Raw genomic sequence first — 15,781 nt, 5'->3', positions numbered from 1 at the left:
CGCAGCCGAAGCACTGTTCGATCCGAGGGGAATGACCAGCGTGATCCGAGTCCTCGTCGCCGACGACGAGCCGCTGATCCGGGCCGGGATCAGGATGATCCTCGGCTCCGCCGACGACATCGAGGTGGTCGCCGAGGCCGCCGACGGGCGGGAGGCGCTGGAGCTCGCGCGGTCGCACCGGGTGGACGTGGTGCTGCTGGACATCCAGATGCCGGTGATGGACGGGCTGACGGCGCTCGGGGAGCTGGCGAGGATCGCCCCCGGCGCGCGGGCGCTGATCCTCACCACCTTCGGGGAGCGCGAGAACGTCCTGCGCGCCGTGACCGAGGGAGGCGCCGGCTTCCTGCTCAAGGACACCGCGCCGAACGAGCTGATCCAGGCCGTCCGGGCGGCGGCGGGCGGCAACGCCTTCCTGTCCCCGGCGGCCACCCGGCACATCGTCGACTCGCTGGCGGCCGGGCGCAGCGGCTCGCTGGCCGCCCGCAGCGCCGCGGCCCGGCGCCGGCTGGAGGTGCTCACCGGGCGCGAGCTGGAGGTGCTGGCGCTGCTCGGGGAGGGCCTGTCGAACGCCGACGCGGGGGCCCGGATCCACATGAGCGAGGCGACGGTGAAGACCTACGTGAGCCGGATCCTGGCCAAGCTGGGGTGCGAGAACCGGGTCCAGGCGGCGCTGCTGGCGCGTGACGCGGAGCTCGACGGACGGAACTGAGCGCGTTCGTGTGCTCACGTCAAGTAGTGAGTGTGGCGGACGCCACTCGACGGCCGCTCGGAGCAGGGAACTCCGGATGCCGTGGTGACGGTCCGTCAGTACGTCGTTGCGATGAGTTGATGGTGTGCCGTCTCTGATGAACGGACAGATGTGAGTGAGGGCACGGGAGTTGATCGTTAGATCTTGTAAATGCGGTCAAACCCGGTCGAACCGGTCACCGTTTCTTGATCGATACCGCCGGTAACAGTCAACTGACCTGCGACGTCCAAGAATTGCTTGCTGAGCCCCGGGGATGCCCCTAGCTTCATTGGCGGCGCAACGAGCGCCACCCGGGTTCACCCCGACGCACCGCCCGCCGACTGACCCACGGCGCCAGGGCGGTGCCCGCCGAGCAGGCCGGCTCGTCCAGGCCCCGTCGGCGAGCGGAGGTGACCGGGGCGGCACGGCACGTCCGACGCGTGCCCGGCCGCCCGTCGAGTGAGGTGAGCGGACACCACCGGCCCATGTCCCGGGCCTGGTTCCGCCTGCCCGCCCGGGGCTTGTCGAGAGGATCCGCATGAATCCCCGTCACGAGACCACCGCTGCCACCGAGACCACCACCCAGCGCAACCGCGTGCGGCTGGCGGTCGTCGCGGGAGCCGCCGTCGCGGCCCTGCCGGTGGTCGGCCTCGTCACGGCCACCTCGGCCTCCGCCGCACCGGCCTCCGTCTGGGACGCCGTCGCCCAGTGCGAGAGCGGCGGCAACTGGAGCATCAACACCGGTAACGGGTTCCACGGCGGACTGCAGTTCTCCGCCGGCACCTGGAGGGCGTACGGCGGCACCGCGTACGCCCCCCAGGCCAACCAGGCGACCAGGGCGCAGCAGATCGCCGTCGCCGAGAAGGTCCTCGCCTCGCAGGGTCCGGGCGCCTGGCCGGTCTGCTCGAAGAGGGCGGGCCTGAGCAGGGGCGGCGCCCCGGCCACCGTCGACACCCCGTCGGCCGCGAAGCCGGCGGCCAAGCCCGCGGCCAAGCCCGCGGCCAAGCCGGCCGAGACGCCCGCCAAGCCGGCGACGCGGGCGGCGAAGCCCGTCGACACGTTCGCTGCGGCGGCCGGGCGGCAGGCGCCCAGGGCCGCCGACCCGGCAGCGGGCCGGCCGTCGGCCAAGCCGGCGCAGTCCGCGCCGTCCACCGAGAAGAACAGCGCGAGCGGGAGCTACACCGTCAGGAGCGGCGACACCCTGAGCGACATCGCCGCCAAGTTCGGCGTCGACACCGACGGCCTCTACCGCAAGAACGTGCGCGTCATCGGCGGCAACCCGGACCTGATCTTCCCGGGCCAGACCCTGACCGTCTGACACGGCCCGACCATCCGGCGGAAGGCCTGACCCAGCCTCCGGCGGAGCCCCGCACCACTCGGCCGAGCGGCCGCCCCCTGCCCGGGGCGGCCGCTCGGCGCGACGCGTTTCCCGGCCGTCTGATGACTCCTCGGGCGCCGGTAGGGTCGGCTGATGGTCCGACTGATCAGTGACGACGAGCTCATCGCCACCTCTGTGGTGGCGAACAGCACGATGAACCGCGAGCGCGGGCTCAGCGGGGTGAACAGCTACGCCCGCACGCTCGGCTTCGACCCGCTGGCCTGGCTGCGGGAGCGCGACGCCGCGGTGCCGGGCTGGCTGGACCTGTGCAGCGGTGAGGGCCGGGCCCTGGCGGAGGCCGCGCGGCAGCTGCCGCCCGGGGGCGCCGAGCTGACCGGGGTCGACCTGGTCGGCCCGATGGCCCCGCCGCCGGACGGGGCGGCCCTGCCGCACCTGCGGCTGGTCACCGCGGCGGTCGCGGACTGGGCGCCGGACCGGCCGTACGACCTGATCACCTGTGTGCACGGCCTGCACTACCTCGGCGACCAGCTCGGCGCGATCGCCCGCGCCGCCTCCTGGCTGGCTCCGGACGGCCGGTTCGCCGCCCACTTCGACCCCGAGTCGGTGCGCCGGACGGACGGGAGCAGCGCGGCCCGCCCGGTGGTGGCGGCGCTGCGGGCGGCCGGGTTCGGGTACCGGGCGCGGCGGCACCTGCTCGTCCTGGACGGTGGCCGGCCGGTCGAACTGCCCTTCGTCTACGCGGGGGCCGACCCGGGCGCCGGGCCGAACTATACGGGGCAGCCGGCCGTCGGTTCGTACTACCGGTAGGCGGCGCGCACGCCGGGGCGCGCGGCGCGGGCAGGGGGCACGGCGTGGCATCGTTGAAGGTTCAACGCAACGTCCGAATACCGCCGGAGGTCCGCGGCGCCGCGGACCAGGATCGAGTCATGTCCGAGATCGGAACGAGGAGTTCTGGAGATATGACGATGAACGGAACCGCGGTGCTCGACGGCAAGGTGGCCCTGGTGACCGGTGGCAGCCGGGGGATCGGAGCGGCGGTCGCGCTGCGGCTCGCCGAGGACGGCGCCGACGTGGTGCTGACCTACCAGGGCGGCGCGGAGCGGGCCGAGGAGGTCGCCGCGAAGATCACCTCGATGGGGCGGACCGGCTGGGCCGTCCGCGCGGACAGCGCCGATCCGCAGGCGGTGCAGGCCGTGGTGGCGGCGGTCGTCGAGCGGTTCGGACGGCTGGACGTCCTGGTCAACAACGCCGGCGTCGGTGCCGTCGGCCCGATCGGCGAGGCGGCGCTGGACGACATCGACCGGGTGCTGGAGGTGAACGTCCGGGCGCCCTTCCTGTTCGCGCAGGCGGCCTCCGCGCACCTGGGCGAGGGCGGACGGATCGTCACCATCGGCAGCTGCGTGGCCAAGCAGGTCGCCTTCCCCGGCGCCACGCTGTACGCGACCAGCAAGTCCGCGCTGATCGGGCTCACCAAGGCGCTGGCCCGCGAGCTCGGCCCGCGCGGGATCACCGCCAACCTGGTGCACCCGGGCCCGATCGACACCGACATGAACCCGGCCGACGGCCCGTCGGCGGAGTTCCAGCGCGGGCTCACCGCGCTCGGCCGTTTCGGCACCGGCGCGGAGGTCGCGGCGGCCGTCGCCTACCTGGTCGGCGAGGACGGCCGTTATGTGACGGGTGCGGAGCTGGCGGTGGACGGCGGCGTCGGGGCCTGACGGTCCTGGTGGCCGGTGGCCGGTGGCCGGTGGTCGGTGACCCGCTGGTCCGGTAGCCGCCGGTCCGCCGGCCGGCGTCCGGCACCCGGTGGGAGCGGGGCCCGGCGCGGTGTCGTGCCGGGCGGTTGTCGGCGCACGCGCTTACGATCGCCCGGCACGACCCGTGCCCCGACCGATGTGCCCCCGACCGAGAGGTGTGCCATGACCGCAGCGGAAGACCCGATCGGACTGCTCGCCCGGGCCCTCGCGCAGACCGCCGGGCTGATCGACGGCACCGGCGTCGAGCTGGCCGGCCACCCGACTCCCTGCCGCTCCTGGGACGTCGGCGACCTGGTCAGTCATCTGCTCCACGACCTGCGGCAGTTCACCGTCCGGGCGAAGGGCGGGCAGCCGGACTGGTCGCAGCCCTTCGCGCGGGTCGAGGAGGACTGGCTGCACGCCTTCGAGGCCGGGGCCGAGGAACTGGTCGATGCCTGGCGTGCGGCCGGGGACCTCGGCGGCACGCTGGAGGTGCCCGGCTTCGGCACCCTGCCGGCCCGCTTCCCGGTGGACCAGCAGATCGCCGAATTCGCCGTCCACGGCTGGGACTTGGCGCGGTCCTCGGGCCAGTCCACCGAGGGGCTGGACCACGAGGTGGCGCTGGCCGCGCTGGCCTGGGCCGAGGGCGCGCTCAAGCCCGAGTACCGCGGCACGGAGGAGGACCACCACGCCTTCGGCCCGGCCGTCGCCGTGCCCGAGGACGCGCCGCCGTACGACCGGCTCGCCGCGTTCTTCGGGCGCGATCCGGCGGCGCCGGTCACCGGGTAGCGCGGGGGCGGCGGACCGGCCGACGGGTGCGCACGCCCCCGCCCGCGACCGGGCGGGGGCGCACCACGGTCACGGCTTGGCCGGCCGTGCGGCCGCCGCCTGCTTGATCGCCTCCCGGATCCGCGGGTAGGTGCCGCAGCGGCAGACGTTCTGGATCCGGTCGATGTCCGCGTCCGTCGGATCCGAGGTGCGGCGCAGCAGGGCGACCGCCGCCATGATCTGCCCCGGCTGGCAGAAGCCGCACTGGGCGACGTCGCAGGCGAGCCAGGCCTCCTGGACGGGGTGCAGGGTGTCGCCGTCGGCGAGGCCCTCGATGGTGGTGACGGTGTGGCCCGCGCAGTCCTTGACGGACCGGGTGCAGGGCTGGAACTCCTGGCCGTCGAGGTGGCTGGTGCAGGCGCGGCAGACGCCCACCCCGCAGCCGTACTTGGGGCCCGTGACGCCGAGCTTGTCGCGCAGCACCCAGAGCAGCGGCATGTCGTCCGGGGCCTCGACGGTGACGGGCTGCCCGTTGAGGAGGAAGGTGTGGGTGGGCATGGGGAGTCGGGATCCTCGGCTCTGGTGGTCGGGAGGCGGTGCCGGACGTTCGCGGTGCCGGACGTTCGCGGTGCCGGACGTTCGCGGTGCCGGACGTTCGCGGTGCCTGACGTTCGTGGCTCAGGGCGGATGCGGTGCCGGGCGTGCGTGGTTCCGGGTGGTCAGAAGTTGACGGGGAAGGAGCGCGGGCTGGTGCCGGTGGCGCGGGCGTAGGCGTTGGCGACCGCGGCGGAGGCGGCCGGGACGCCCAACTCGCCCGCGCCGCCGGGTGGTCCGCTCGGCGGCATCAGGTGGATCTCGACCACCGGCGGGGTGTGCCGCTGCCGGGCGTAGTGGAAGTCGCCGTAACTCCCTTCCCGGAAGGCGCCGTTGTCGAGGTGGTTGCCGGCCTGCAGGATCACCGAGATGCCGTCGACCAGCGCGCCGGTCAACTGGGCCTCCAGCCCCGTGGGGTTGATCACCCGGCCGACGTCGGCGGCGATCACCGCCTTGGTGACCCGGGGGTTGGCCCGGTCGGTGGCGTCCAGCTCGACCAGGTAGGCGGCGGTGCCGCCGTTCTCCTCGTGGTAGCCGACACCCTGGGCTTGGCCGGGCGGCATCGGACGGCCCCAGCCGCCCTTCGCGGCGACGGTGTCCAGGACGGTCCGGCCGGCGGCGCTGCGCAGCCGGGCGCGCCGGAAGGCGACCTCGTCCTGGCCCATCCGGCGGGCCAGTTCGTCCATCACGATCTCGTCGGAGACCCGGACGGTGCCCGAGTAGACCGACCGCCAGCTGCCGGTGTGCAGCTCCAGCGGGACCTCGGCGAGCAACTGGACGGGGACGCCGACGTCGTACGGGTTCTTCTCGGTGAGCAGGAAGAACGCCTCGGAGGTGGTGAGCCCGGCCAGCGGGAGGTTGTAGCCGGCGGCGGTGAGGGCCTCGCCGAGGCCGTGGCCGAAGTCGGTCTGCACGCCGGCGGCGCGGTGCTCCCAGCCGAGCACGTGGTCGAGGCCGTAGACGGCCCGGATCCGGTGGTGGCTGGCCGGGCGCATCCGGCCGTGGCGCATGTCGTCGTTGCGGGTCCACATCAGCTTGACCGGGCGGCCGGCGGCCTTGGAGATCCGGGCGGCCTCCAGGGCGGCGTCGAAGAACAGCCGACGGCCGAACGAGCCGCCGCCGCGCACCACGTGGACGGTGACGGCGTTCTGCGGCAGGCCGAGCTCGGCGGCGATGGTCTGCTGGGCGACGATCGGGCTCTGCGCGGCGAACCACAACTCCGCGCGGTTCGGCCGGACGTCGGCGATGGCGGTGAGCACCTCCATCGGGGCGTGGTTGACGAAGGCGAAGTCGAACTCGGCGTCCAGGTGCTGGGCGAGCAGCGGCGGGGGGAGGAACGGCGCGTGGGCGGCGCGCAGCCGGCTCCTGACGTCGTCGGTGGAGAGCCCGGCGACCGGGCCCGGGTTCCAGGTGGTGCGCAGCGCGTCGCGCGCCTTGAGCGCCTGGTCGAAGGTCTCGGCGAGGACCGCGACGCCGCTCGGCACCTGCACCACGCCGAGCACGCCGGGCATGGCGCGGGCGGCGGAGGCGTCCAGGGACTTGAGGGTGCCGTTGACGGTGGTGGGGCGGGCGACGACGGTCGGCACGGCGCCCGGGATCTGCAGGTCCCCGGTGTACTTGGCGCGGCCGGTGACGATGTCGCGGGCGTCGATGCGGCCGGTCGGCCTGCCGACCAGGCGCAGCCGGTCGGCGGCCTTCGGGACGGCGGGGACGGCGGGCGCGGAGATCGCGGCGGCGTCGGCGGCGAGGTCGCCGTAGCCGAGCCGGCGGCCGTCGGGGGCGAGGACGGCGGAGTCGGCGGTGCGCAGCGTGGCTGCCGGAACGTTCCAGCGCCTGGCGGCGGCCGTCACCAGTCGGGCCCGGGCGGCGGCGGCCGCGCCGCGCACCGGGTCGTACAGCGAGCGGATGGAGTTGGATCCGCCGGTCAGCTGGTTGAAGAGCAGCTCGGGACGGCCGTCGGAGAGTGGTACGTCCACGTCGGTGAGCCGGGCGTCGAGCTCCTCGGCGACCAGCATCGCGATCGCGGTGGTCAGGCCCTGGCCGACCTCCAGCCGCGGCAGGTACAGCACGGCGCGTCCGGCGGGGGTGAGTTCGAGGACCAGCAGGTGCGAGGTCGGCAGCCCGGCGAGGATCATCGCGTCGCCGAGGTCGACGATGTCGGGGATGCCGGGCAGGCCGAGCAGCTGCGGGGGCGCGGCGGACCCGGCGGCCGCGGCGGCGTGGACGGCCTGCGCGGCGGCCTGTCCGGCGCCCGGGGTGGCGGCCCGCGCGGTGGCGGGTTCGGCGGCGTCGAGGCCGAGGCGGGCGGCGACGGTGAGGGTGGGTGCGGCCAGCAGGTAGGTGAGGAAGCGGCGTCGGTCGGCGGGTTCGGCGGGGGGTCCGGCATCGCCCGGGTGGCCGGTGGAGTCCGAGGGGGCGACGGAGGTACTGATGGGAGGAACCCTTCGTGCCGGAGACGGCGCCGGATCGGGCGGGCACGGCGGCCCCGGCCCCGGTGCCGGATCGCGAACGCCGTTGAGCATAAAAGGGCGCTACTGACGGGTCAACACGGTCAAAGTTGGCCCCCGGCTTGGGCGATCGGGCTTTTGCAGCGTTCGGCGGGCGCGGATTCGGAACGGGTACGGACGGCGCTGCGGGGGCGCGGGAACAGCTCGGCCGGAACGTTCCCGAAGGGCCTGGAGAGCCCAACGACCCACTGTCGCACGAGGGTTCAGCGCTCGGTCGGCGGTGCGGCGGCCCGCGGAAGTGGCCCAAGGAACTCCTTGATCATTGGACCTGTCGGATGGGCCAGTTCCGGCCTAGGGTAGGAGCCGAACCGTCGCCGACGGTTGTGAACTCCCGGCCCGCGCGCCGCTCGTCGAATCGGTGATGTCGCCCGTCCGTGGGTGGGTGGTCAGCCGTCGGGCGGACAGTGACGGTCGGTCACCCAGTGGAGGAGAGACGTGCCGACCGACCGAGCCGCCCGGCGGAGCAGCCTCCTCCCGCCCGCCGGCCCCCAGCGGACCCTGGCCGCAGCCCAGTTGGCGAGCGCGGTGGGCGACGGCGCCTACTACACCTGCTCCGCGCTCTACTTCACCCGCGTCGTCGGCATGTCACCGACCGCCCTCGGCCTGGGCCTCGCGATCGGCTGGGCGCTCGGCTCCGTCGCCGCCGTCCCGCTCGGCCACCTCGCCGACCGGCGCGGCCCGCGCCGCACGGCGGTGGCGCTCGGGCTCGCGGCCGCGGCCGTGGTCGTCGCCTTCCTGGTGATCCGCTCCTACCCGTCGTTCCTGCTGGCGGTCTGCCTCTACGCCACCGCGCAGTCCGGACTGACCGCGGCCCGGCAGGCTCTGGTCGCCGGTCTGGTGCCGGCCGGCGAGCGGACCGGCCTGCTCGCCCACCTGCAGTCGACCCTCAACGGAGGCCTGGCCGTCGGCGCGGCCGTCGGCGGCATCGCCCTGAGCGTCGGCACCCGGGCCGCGTACCTGGGCGCCTTCGTCGTCACCACGATCGGCCTCCTCGTCGGCGCGCTGGTGCTCCGGCGACTGCCCGAAGTCCCGCCCGCCGCCCAGGAGTCCGGCACCGGACCGCGCCTGGCCGTGCTGCGCGACCGGCGGTACGCCGCCGTCACCCTGGTCAACGCCGTCCTGCTGCTGCGGATGCCGCTGCTCAGCCTGGTCATCCCGCTCTGGATCGCCCAGCGCGCCCCCGGGATCGGCTGGCTCGGCTCGGCACTGTTCGTGCTCAACACCCTTGCGGTGCTGGCCTTCCAGGTCCGGGCGGCCCGTGACGTCACCGGGCTGGACTCGGCGGCGCGGGCGGTCCGCTCGGCCGGGGTGCTGCTGCTCGCCTGCTGCGCCGTCTTCGGACTGTCCGCGCTCGACGTGCCGGTGTGGGCGGTCGGCGCGCTGCTGGTCGTGGCGTCCGTGCTGCAGGTGGCCGGCGAGATGCGGCAGTCGGCGGGTTCCTGGCAGATCGGTTTCGACCTCGCTCCGCCGGACCGGATCGGGCAGTACCAGGGCTTCTTCGGCACCGGCGTCGCCGTCGCCCGCACCCTCGGGCCGCTGCTGCTCACCGCGCTGCTGCTGGACGGAGGCCTGGCGGGCTGGCTGGTCCTCGGCGGAGTGTTCCTCGCGGCCGGGTTCGCGATGGGGCCGGTGGCCCGCTGGGCGGAGCGGGACCGCGGTCACGCGCTGTCACCGTCGGAGCCGGTCGCGCCGGTCGCGCCGGTCGTGACGGCCACGCCGGTCGGGACGGGCACGGCCGGCACGGCGGCCGAAGCGGCGTAACGGCCGAAGCGGCGCAGCGGCGGCCGGGCCGGCGCGCGGGGCACCCCGGGAGCGGCGGGCGAGCAGCCGGACCGTCCGGAAACCGCTGGCACCGGCCCGCCGCCCACTGGCATGCTGGCCGCGTGGACAGACCCCGGATATGGCTCGACTTCGCCCCTGAGCTGCACCTCTTCGTCTCCGCGCCCCGGCGGGCCGGCCGCACGGCGCTGCACACGGACGGCACCTCCACCCTCGGCCACGTCGTCGAGTCGCTGGGCGTCCCGCTCACCGAGGTCGGCGCCCTGCTGGTGGACGGCCGGGCCGTGCCCGACGCGTACGTCCCGGCCGACGGCGAGCACATCGACGTCCGCGCGGTGACCAGGCCGCAGCCCTCGGCCACCCCGCCGCGCTTCCTCCTGGACGTCCACCTCGGCACCCTCACCCGCCGCCTGCGCCTGCTCGGCGTGGACGCCGCGTACGAGAACCCCGACATCGGTGACGCCGCGCTGGCCGCCCGCTCCGCCGCCGAGCAGCGCGTCCTGCTCTCGCGCGACCGCGGCCTGCTGCGCCGCCGCGAACTGTGGGCCGGCGCCTACGTCTACAGCCACCGCCCCGCCGAGCAACTGCGCGACGTGCTCTCGCGCTTCGCCCCGCCGCTCGCTCCCTGGAGCCGCTGCACCACCTGCAACGGCACGCTGCGCACGGTCACCAAGACCTCGGTGCGCGAGCAGCTGCGGGACGGCACCGAGCGCTCCTACGACGCCTTCGCCCAGTGCACCGAGTGCGGCCAGGCCTACTGGCGCGGCGCCCACCACGCCCGGCTGGAGGCGATCGTCACCGAAGCCGTGCGCGACTTCGGCGACGGGCAGGACCGGCTCGGGGCGGCATCGGGCTGAGGCGCTCTGGCGGGCGGCCGCGCGGCCGTGTTCCCATCGACGGTGGGGGGAACACGTCGTTCGGTCGCGGGACCGGTCGCGGGAGAGGCCAGGTCGTCGGATGAGCAACCAGCCGGAGCACGACCCCTTCCGCACCGCGCGCCTGGCGGACGCCCCCGTCGTCGCCGCGCCGGACGGAGCCGCGGTGTACCCGCTGCTGGTCCTGGAGGGGCGGGGGAGCCTCGCGGTGTTCACGCTCGCTCCCGGGCAGGTGACCCACGCGGTGTCGCACGCCACCGTCCAGGAGCTGTGGCAGGTCACCGCGGGCAGCGGCGCGCTGTGGCGCCGCCAGGGCGCACGGGAGGAGACCGTACGGCTCGTGCCCGGCACCGCCGCGTCGATACCGCTCGGCACCGCCTTCCAGTTCCGGGCGGACGAGGACTCCGACGGGCCGCTGCGGATCACCGAAGTCACCGTGCCGCCCTGGCCCGGCACGGACGGTGAGGCCCGCCCCGAGGACGGCCCCTGGCGGGCGACCGTCCGCTGAGGCAGGCCGGGCCGGCCGGCACGGCTACGCGTCGTCGACCTCCAGGCCGTACGCCACCACGGCCTGGTGCAGCCCGCCCGGGTAGCCGGCGAGGGCCGGGGTGAACTCCCAGTCACCGTGGGCGTCGCGGTCGAAGCGGCCGAGCCGCATGGCGGTGTTGGTCTCCGCGCCGTCCGCGAGGTGCATCACGGCGGCGTCCTGGCCGGTGCCGGTCTCCAGGATCAGTGCCGGGCCGGCGAATCCGGCCATGGTGGCGTCCGGGTGGTTCCCGGTGTCGGCCGCGGCGATGACCACGAGCCGGTCGACGTCGGCGGGCAGGGCGTCGAAGTCGACCATCAGGCAGGCGTTCGCGTCCTCGTAGCCGGTCACCAGCCGCACCGAACCGTCCGGCGTGGAGGCGTTGTTGTAGAAGACCAGGTGGTCGTCCGACACCGCGACGTTCCCCCGGCAGACCAGGGCGGCGATGTCGTACTCCTCCGCGCCGGTCCAGTGCAGGAGGAGCCGGGCGGGCTCGGCGGCGACCTCGATCGCGGGCAGCCCGTCCAGGCCGGCCGCCTCGGCGGAGGCGTCCTCCTGGGCGGCCGCGAACACCTCGTGGAAGCCGTGGTGCTTGAGCAGCCCGACCAGCTCGGCGCCGTTGATCAGGGTGACCGCCTTGCCGGTGACGAACTGGTGGGCGCTCGGGCCGAACTTGCTGGTCGTGACGAGGACGGCCTTCGTCGCGGCCTCGTCGTGCCGCAGCGTGCCGTAGAGGTCCCGCACCGCCGAGGGCGGCACGGTGTCGCGGTACCGCTTCACCTGCACGATCACGTTCCCGCCGCGGAACGGGTCGGTGTCGATGCCGCGGACGTCCACGCCGCCGTCCCGGGAGCGGGCGGTCAGCTCGACCTTCATGCCCATGGCCTCCATCAGCCGGGCCACGAGCTGCTCGAACTCGACGGGGTCCATCGCCATGAGGAGCTGGAGCTCGCGGACGCGCCTGGCCATCCGGCCGCGGTTGGCGTTGGTGTCGTCGCGCAGGTGGCGGAACAGCACGCGCTGGGCGCGGCGTTCGTCGGCGTCGGGGTTGCCGAGGCGGTGGAGTTTCCGGCTCCGGGACATGGAGTGCCCCCTCTTGCAGGTGACGATTCGTGCAGGTAGGCGTCACCGTAGGGGAATCGCCGGCGACGGATCGTCACCCCGTCAGTTCCGCTGCCCAATCGAGACCTGGCGAGGCGGGGAGGGGTTCCGGGCCGGCTGCGGGGGGTGCAGTTCGAGGGTCCAGGCGTGCGTGGTGTACGAGCCCATGCGGGTCGGGTGGCGCTCGACCAGGGTCACGTCGAGGCGGTCGGCCGTGCGGCGCAGCGAGCCGGTGAAGCGGTGCTGCCGGTCGGGGGCCAGGGGGTGCAGCTCGGCGAGGACGGTGTCGTCGAGGCCGCGTCCGACGGAGCGCAGCGTCCCCGCGTCGAGCACCAGGAGGGTGCCGTCGGGCAGCACCAGCGGCTCGGGGGCCTGCGGGTCGGCGAGCAGCGGGCCGTGCTCGATCCGGCCGCCGGGCAGCAGCCGCACCACCCGGCTCCCGGTCGGGTGGCGGCGGTCCGTCTCGACCACCCGCAGGCCGCTGCCGACGACGTAGTGGCCGTAGCTGCGCCAGGAGTCGACCGGGGTGCCGTCCCGGTCGTACGCCCGGGTGTCGAACGCGTCGTAGCCCTGCAGGCCGAGGACGAAGCGGCCGCCGCCGAGGGCCGCCCCGCGCTCGCCGCGCAGTTCGGCGACGAGCGCGCCGTCGGCGAGGTCCAGCAGGAGGGCGGGGCCGAGGTGGCCCCGGGCGGTGTACTCGAAGGAGTCGGTGGTGACCAGGACCCGGCCGGCGAAGACGTGCGCGGCGTTCGGCCGGCCCGGGCACGGCCGGCGCCAGCGGACCCGGCCGGTGGCGTCGACGCAGCGGAGCTCGCCGTCGCGGCCGTGCACCTCCAGCCCGTCCCGCCGGGCCAGCGGCCCTTCCGGGCGTCCCTGCGGCCGGCCGCCGCTCCTGCGATGGTGGTCCGTGACCGTGACCGTGACGTGCCAGCTGCCCATGGTCCGGATGGTAGGGCGTGTCCGACAACTCCCGCCGAGCGCGACGCGAACCGTCGGGTACGTCCCGGTGGACTCCGCCCGGTGGACTCCGCCGAACGGAGGCGGCTGCTTTCGGAGCGCGTCCGGGCGGCCGAGGCGGACGGCAGCGGGCGGGGGGCGGCGGACGTCGGCGGGCGAGGGCGGGCGGGGCGGGCCGCCGGGGGCCGGTGTCGGCCCGCCCCGGTGGGTGCTCGGAGGCGGGGCTGCTCAGAGCCGGGCGCTGCTCAGGATCGCGCGGACCTGGTCGGCGATCGCGGCCTCGTTCTGCTCGAACTCCGGTGCGGTGAGCAGGTCGCCGTCGGCGGGCAGGCCGGTGAGGACCGGGGTGTGCAGGTGGCCGCCGGGCAGGCCGGGGGCGAGGTCGAGGCGCAGGCGGTTGGAGCGGTAGGCAACCTCGTTGGAGAGGTAACCGCCGCCTCCGCCGGCGACCGCGCGGGAGCCGGGGGTGGGGCCGTCGGCGCGGACGACGGGGTCGGTGGTGCCCGCGGGGATCTCGGTGACGGGCGTGTTGAGCAGGACCGGGTAGGGCTGCTGCACCGCCGTCATGGCGTCGGTGGGCAGGGTGGTGCGGACGAACTGGGGCCCGGCGGCCAGCCCGGGGGCGTCGACCGGGTGCCGGGTGGTGCCGCCGGAGAGCGCGCCGACGTTGTCGGTGGCCGGGTCGGCGGAGCGGGCGCGCCCGGCCCAGTCCTCCAGGGTGAACTTTCCGGGGTAGCCCTGGCTGATGCTGGTGATCAGGTCGGCGGACTGCGGGCCGGGCACCAGGTGCGGGCCGAAGGCGCGTTCCACGATCCCCCCGTCGAAGTCGCCGTAGCGGACCGGCAGGACGACGGCCCGCACCTCGGCGGTGCTGCCGTCGGCGAGGGTGATCTGCCGCCCGTTCAGCTGCAGGACGGCCGAGCCGGAGGGGTTGGCGCGGCGCGGTTCGGTGTCCAGGCCGTACGGGTCGAAGCCGCTGACGAAGATCCGCCGCAGGCCGTGGGCGGCGCTGAAGCCGTCCGCCAGTCCGCGCGAGGCGTCCTCGAAGCGGGCCCGCAGCCCGGCCCGGTCGACGGCGAACCCGGGCTGCCACTGCGCCAGCCGGACGGTCATGGCGAGCCTGGTCCAGTACAGCGGGCGGTCGTCCGCGGCGGGCAGTTCGCCGCCGGGCCGGCGGCCCTGGGCGCGGTCCACGCCGGCCTGCCACAGCGCCCGGCCCCAGGCGTCCACCACCCGTTCGGCGCGGTGGGCGGTGCGGGCGGAGCACAGGGCGGCCGGGAAGCCCCGGAGCAGGTCGCCCAGGCCGGACCGTTCGGTGAAGGCGGCCGTGCGGGCGTCCTGGAGACGGGCCTGCTCGGCGTCGAGCGACACCGTGGCGGCGGTGCGGCAGCCGGCCGGGTCGGCCTGGGCGGCGGCCGGGGCCAGCAGGGCGGCGAGCGTTCCGGTGAGGGCGGCGGCCAGTCCGGCGGTACGGCGAAGTAATGTCATGTCACCTGACAATAGGTTCAGACCTGACACCCCGCCAGGGTGCCGCCGCGATGCCCGTAGGCTGGCCCGGTGACAGCGCCCGACCTCGACCTCGCCTCCCTGATCGCCGACCCGTACGGCGGCTACACGCGGCTGCGCGCCGACGCGCCCGTCCACCGCGTCGTCGGCCCGGACGGCCTGCCCTTCTGGCTGGTGACCCGCTACCCGGACGTCCGCCAGGCCCTCGCCGACCCGCGGCTCGCCCTCGACAAGGCACACGCCGCGCCCGGCAACTACCGCGGCTTCGCCCTGCCGCCCGCGCTGGACGCCAACCTGCTCAACATGGACCCGCCGGACCACACCCGGATCCGCCGACTGGTCTCCCAGGCCTTCACCCCGCGCCGGATCGCCGCACTGCGCGCCCCGATCGAGAAGGTCGCCGGGCAACTGCTGGACGCCATGGCCCCGGCCGGCCGCGCCGACCTGCTCGCCGCCTACGCCGCGCCGCTGCCGATCACCGTCATCTGCGACCTCCTCGGCGTCCCCGAGGACGACCGCCACGACTTCCGCGCCTGGACCGACAGCCTCATCACCCCCGACCCCGACCGCCCGGAGGCGACCCGCGCCGCCGTCAAGGCGATGCTCGGCTTCTTCACCGGCCTGATCGAGCGCAAGCGCACCCAGCCGGGCGACGACCTGCTGTCCGACCTGACCGCGGTCCGCGACGAGTCCGTCCGCGGCGGCGCGGAAGGCGGCGACCGCCTCACCGAGGACGAACTGACCTCGCTCGCCTTCCTCATCCTCTTCGCCGGCTACGAGAACACCGTCCACCTCATCGCCAACGCCGTCCTCGCCCTGCTCACCCACCCCGGGCAACTCGCCGCCCTGCGCGCCGAACCGGAGCTGATCGACGGCGCCGTCGAGGAGTTCGCCCGCTTCGACGGCCCCGCCCCGCTCGCCATCCGCCGCTTCCCGCGCGAGGACGTCACCATCGGCGGCGTCACCGTCCCGGCGGGGGAGACCGTGCTGCTCGCCCTCGGCTCCGCCAACCGCGACCCCGCGCAGTTCACCGACCCCGACCGGCTCGACCTGCGCCGCCGCGAGACCGGCCACCTGGCCCTCGGCCACGGCATCCACTACTGCCTCGGCGCGCCGCTGGCCCGGATGGAGACCGCCGTCGCACTGAACGCCCTGCTGCGCCGCTTCCCCGACCTGGCCCTGGACGTGCCGGTCGAGCAGCTGCGCCACCGCCCCACCCTGCGGGCCCGTGGCCTGCTGGAACTGCCCGTCCGGTACTGAGCCGGGGCGGCTCGGGGGCGCTCCCGGGGGATGGCACCGGGGCGGCTCGGGGGGCGTTCGGGCCGGTCCGGGGGCGTCCGGGGCTGACGCGATCCTGACGGCGGGAGCG

General features: G+C 75.2%; 14 protein-coding genes. 9 read left to right on the top strand and 5 right to left on the bottom strand.

Annotated features, from left to right (window positions below; translation table 11 throughout):
• The first annotated feature begins 40 nt into the window (after positions 1 to 40).
• The 5 genes from ABT048_RS11065 (at position 41) to ABT048_RS11045 (ending at position 4,588) form a co-directional block, all read left to right on the top strand.
• A complete protein-coding gene (locus tag ABT048_RS11065; RefSeq protein WP_350521083.1) occupies positions 41 to 709 on the top strand; it encodes a response regulator transcription factor in 669 nt (222 codons plus the stop codon).
• Between the two features lie 556 nt (positions 710 to 1,265).
• Complete coding sequence (locus ABT048_RS11060) at positions 1,266 to 2,045, top strand: transglycosylase family protein (RefSeq protein ID WP_350521049.1); 780 nt, start codon at positions 1,266 to 1,268, stop codon at positions 2,043 to 2,045.
• 153 nt (positions 2,046 to 2,198) lie between these two features.
• Positions 2,199 to 2,873, top strand: coding sequence for a class I SAM-dependent methyltransferase (locus ABT048_RS11055; RefSeq protein ID WP_350521048.1), 675 nt, complete (start codon positions 2,199 to 2,201; stop codon positions 2,871 to 2,873).
• A 152-nt stretch (positions 2,874 to 3,025) separates the two neighbouring features.
• Positions 3,026 to 3,781: an SDR family NAD(P)-dependent oxidoreductase gene (locus ABT048_RS11050; protein WP_350521047.1), complete on the top strand. Its 756-nt coding sequence runs from the start codon at positions 3,026 to 3,028 to the stop codon at positions 3,779 to 3,781.
• 201 nt (positions 3,782 to 3,982) lie between these two features.
• On the top strand, positions 3,983 to 4,588 hold the full coding sequence (locus ABT048_RS11045) for a TIGR03086 family metal-binding protein (RefSeq protein WP_350521046.1): 606 nt from the start codon (positions 3,983 to 3,985) through the stop codon (positions 4,586 to 4,588).
• Between the two features lie 69 nt (positions 4,589 to 4,657).
• On the opposite strand, the gene ABT048_RS11040 is transcribed toward ABT048_RS11045, so the two are convergent.
• Together ABT048_RS11040 and ABT048_RS11035 are read right to left on the bottom strand one after the other, a co-directional pair.
• The gene (locus tag ABT048_RS11040; protein ID WP_350521045.1) at positions 4,658 to 5,125 is read right to left on the bottom strand and encodes a (2Fe-2S)-binding protein; all 468 of its coding nucleotides are present in this window, start codon (positions 5,123 to 5,125) and stop codon (positions 4,658 to 4,660) included.
• Positions 5,126 to 5,286: 161 nt separating this feature from the next.
• Complete coding sequence (locus ABT048_RS11035; protein WP_350521044.1) at positions 5,287 to 7,683, bottom strand: xanthine dehydrogenase family protein molybdopterin-binding subunit; 2,397 nt, start codon at positions 7,681 to 7,683, stop codon at positions 5,287 to 5,289.
• A gap of 420 nt (positions 7,684 to 8,103) precedes the next feature.
• On the opposite strand from ABT048_RS11035, the gene ABT048_RS11030 reads away from it, so the two are divergent.
• The 3 genes from ABT048_RS11030 (at position 8,104) to ABT048_RS11020 (ending at position 10,830) form a co-directional block, all read left to right on the top strand.
• Positions 8,104 to 9,429, top strand: coding sequence for an MFS transporter (locus ABT048_RS11030; protein WP_350521043.1), 1,326 nt, complete (start codon positions 8,104 to 8,106; stop codon positions 9,427 to 9,429).
• A 122-nt stretch (positions 9,430 to 9,551) separates the two neighbouring features.
• Positions 9,552 to 10,304: a Mut7-C RNAse domain-containing protein gene (locus ABT048_RS11025; protein WP_350521042.1), complete on the top strand. Its 753-nt coding sequence runs from the start codon at positions 9,552 to 9,554 to the stop codon at positions 10,302 to 10,304.
• Between the two features lie 100 nt (positions 10,305 to 10,404).
• The gene (locus ABT048_RS11020; RefSeq protein WP_350521041.1) at positions 10,405 to 10,830 is read left to right on the top strand and encodes a cupin domain-containing protein; all 426 of its coding nucleotides are present in this window, start codon (positions 10,405 to 10,407) and stop codon (positions 10,828 to 10,830) included.
• 24 nt (positions 10,831 to 10,854) lie between these two features.
• On the opposite strand, the gene ABT048_RS11015 is transcribed toward ABT048_RS11020, so the two are convergent.
• From ABT048_RS11015 to ABT048_RS11005, 3 genes are all read right to left on the bottom strand, one after another.
• Positions 10,855 to 11,931, bottom strand: coding sequence for a restriction endonuclease (locus ABT048_RS11015; protein ID WP_350521040.1), 1,077 nt, complete (start codon positions 11,929 to 11,931; stop codon positions 10,855 to 10,857).
• An 81-nt stretch (positions 11,932 to 12,012) separates the two neighbouring features.
• Positions 12,013 to 12,888, bottom strand: coding sequence for a hypothetical protein (locus tag ABT048_RS11010; RefSeq protein WP_350521039.1), 876 nt, complete (start codon positions 12,886 to 12,888; stop codon positions 12,013 to 12,015).
• A 246-nt stretch (positions 12,889 to 13,134) separates the two neighbouring features.
• Positions 13,135 to 14,394 carry a PA0049 C-terminal domain-containing protein gene (locus tag ABT048_RS11005; RefSeq protein WP_350521038.1) on the bottom strand — a complete coding sequence of 420 codons (1,260 nt, stop codon included), beginning with the start codon at positions 14,392 to 14,394 and terminating at the stop codon, positions 13,135 to 13,137.
• A 69-nt stretch (positions 14,395 to 14,463) separates the two neighbouring features.
• Between ABT048_RS11005 and ABT048_RS11000 the strand changes: the two genes are divergently transcribed.
• Positions 14,464 to 15,672 carry a cytochrome P450 family protein gene (locus tag ABT048_RS11000; protein ID WP_350521037.1) on the top strand — a complete coding sequence of 403 codons (1,209 nt, stop codon included), beginning with the start codon at positions 14,464 to 14,466 and terminating at the stop codon, positions 15,670 to 15,672.
• Positions 15,673 to 15,781 lie beyond the last annotated feature (109 nt).

This window comes from Kitasatospora sp. NPDC096140 (assembly GCF_040303045.1).
Lineage (GTDB): Bacteria > Actinomycetota > Actinomycetes > Streptomycetales > Streptomycetaceae > Kitasatospora.
The sequence above is the reverse complement of the archived record's forward strand: the minus strand, read 5'-3'. Positions and strand labels throughout refer to the sequence as shown.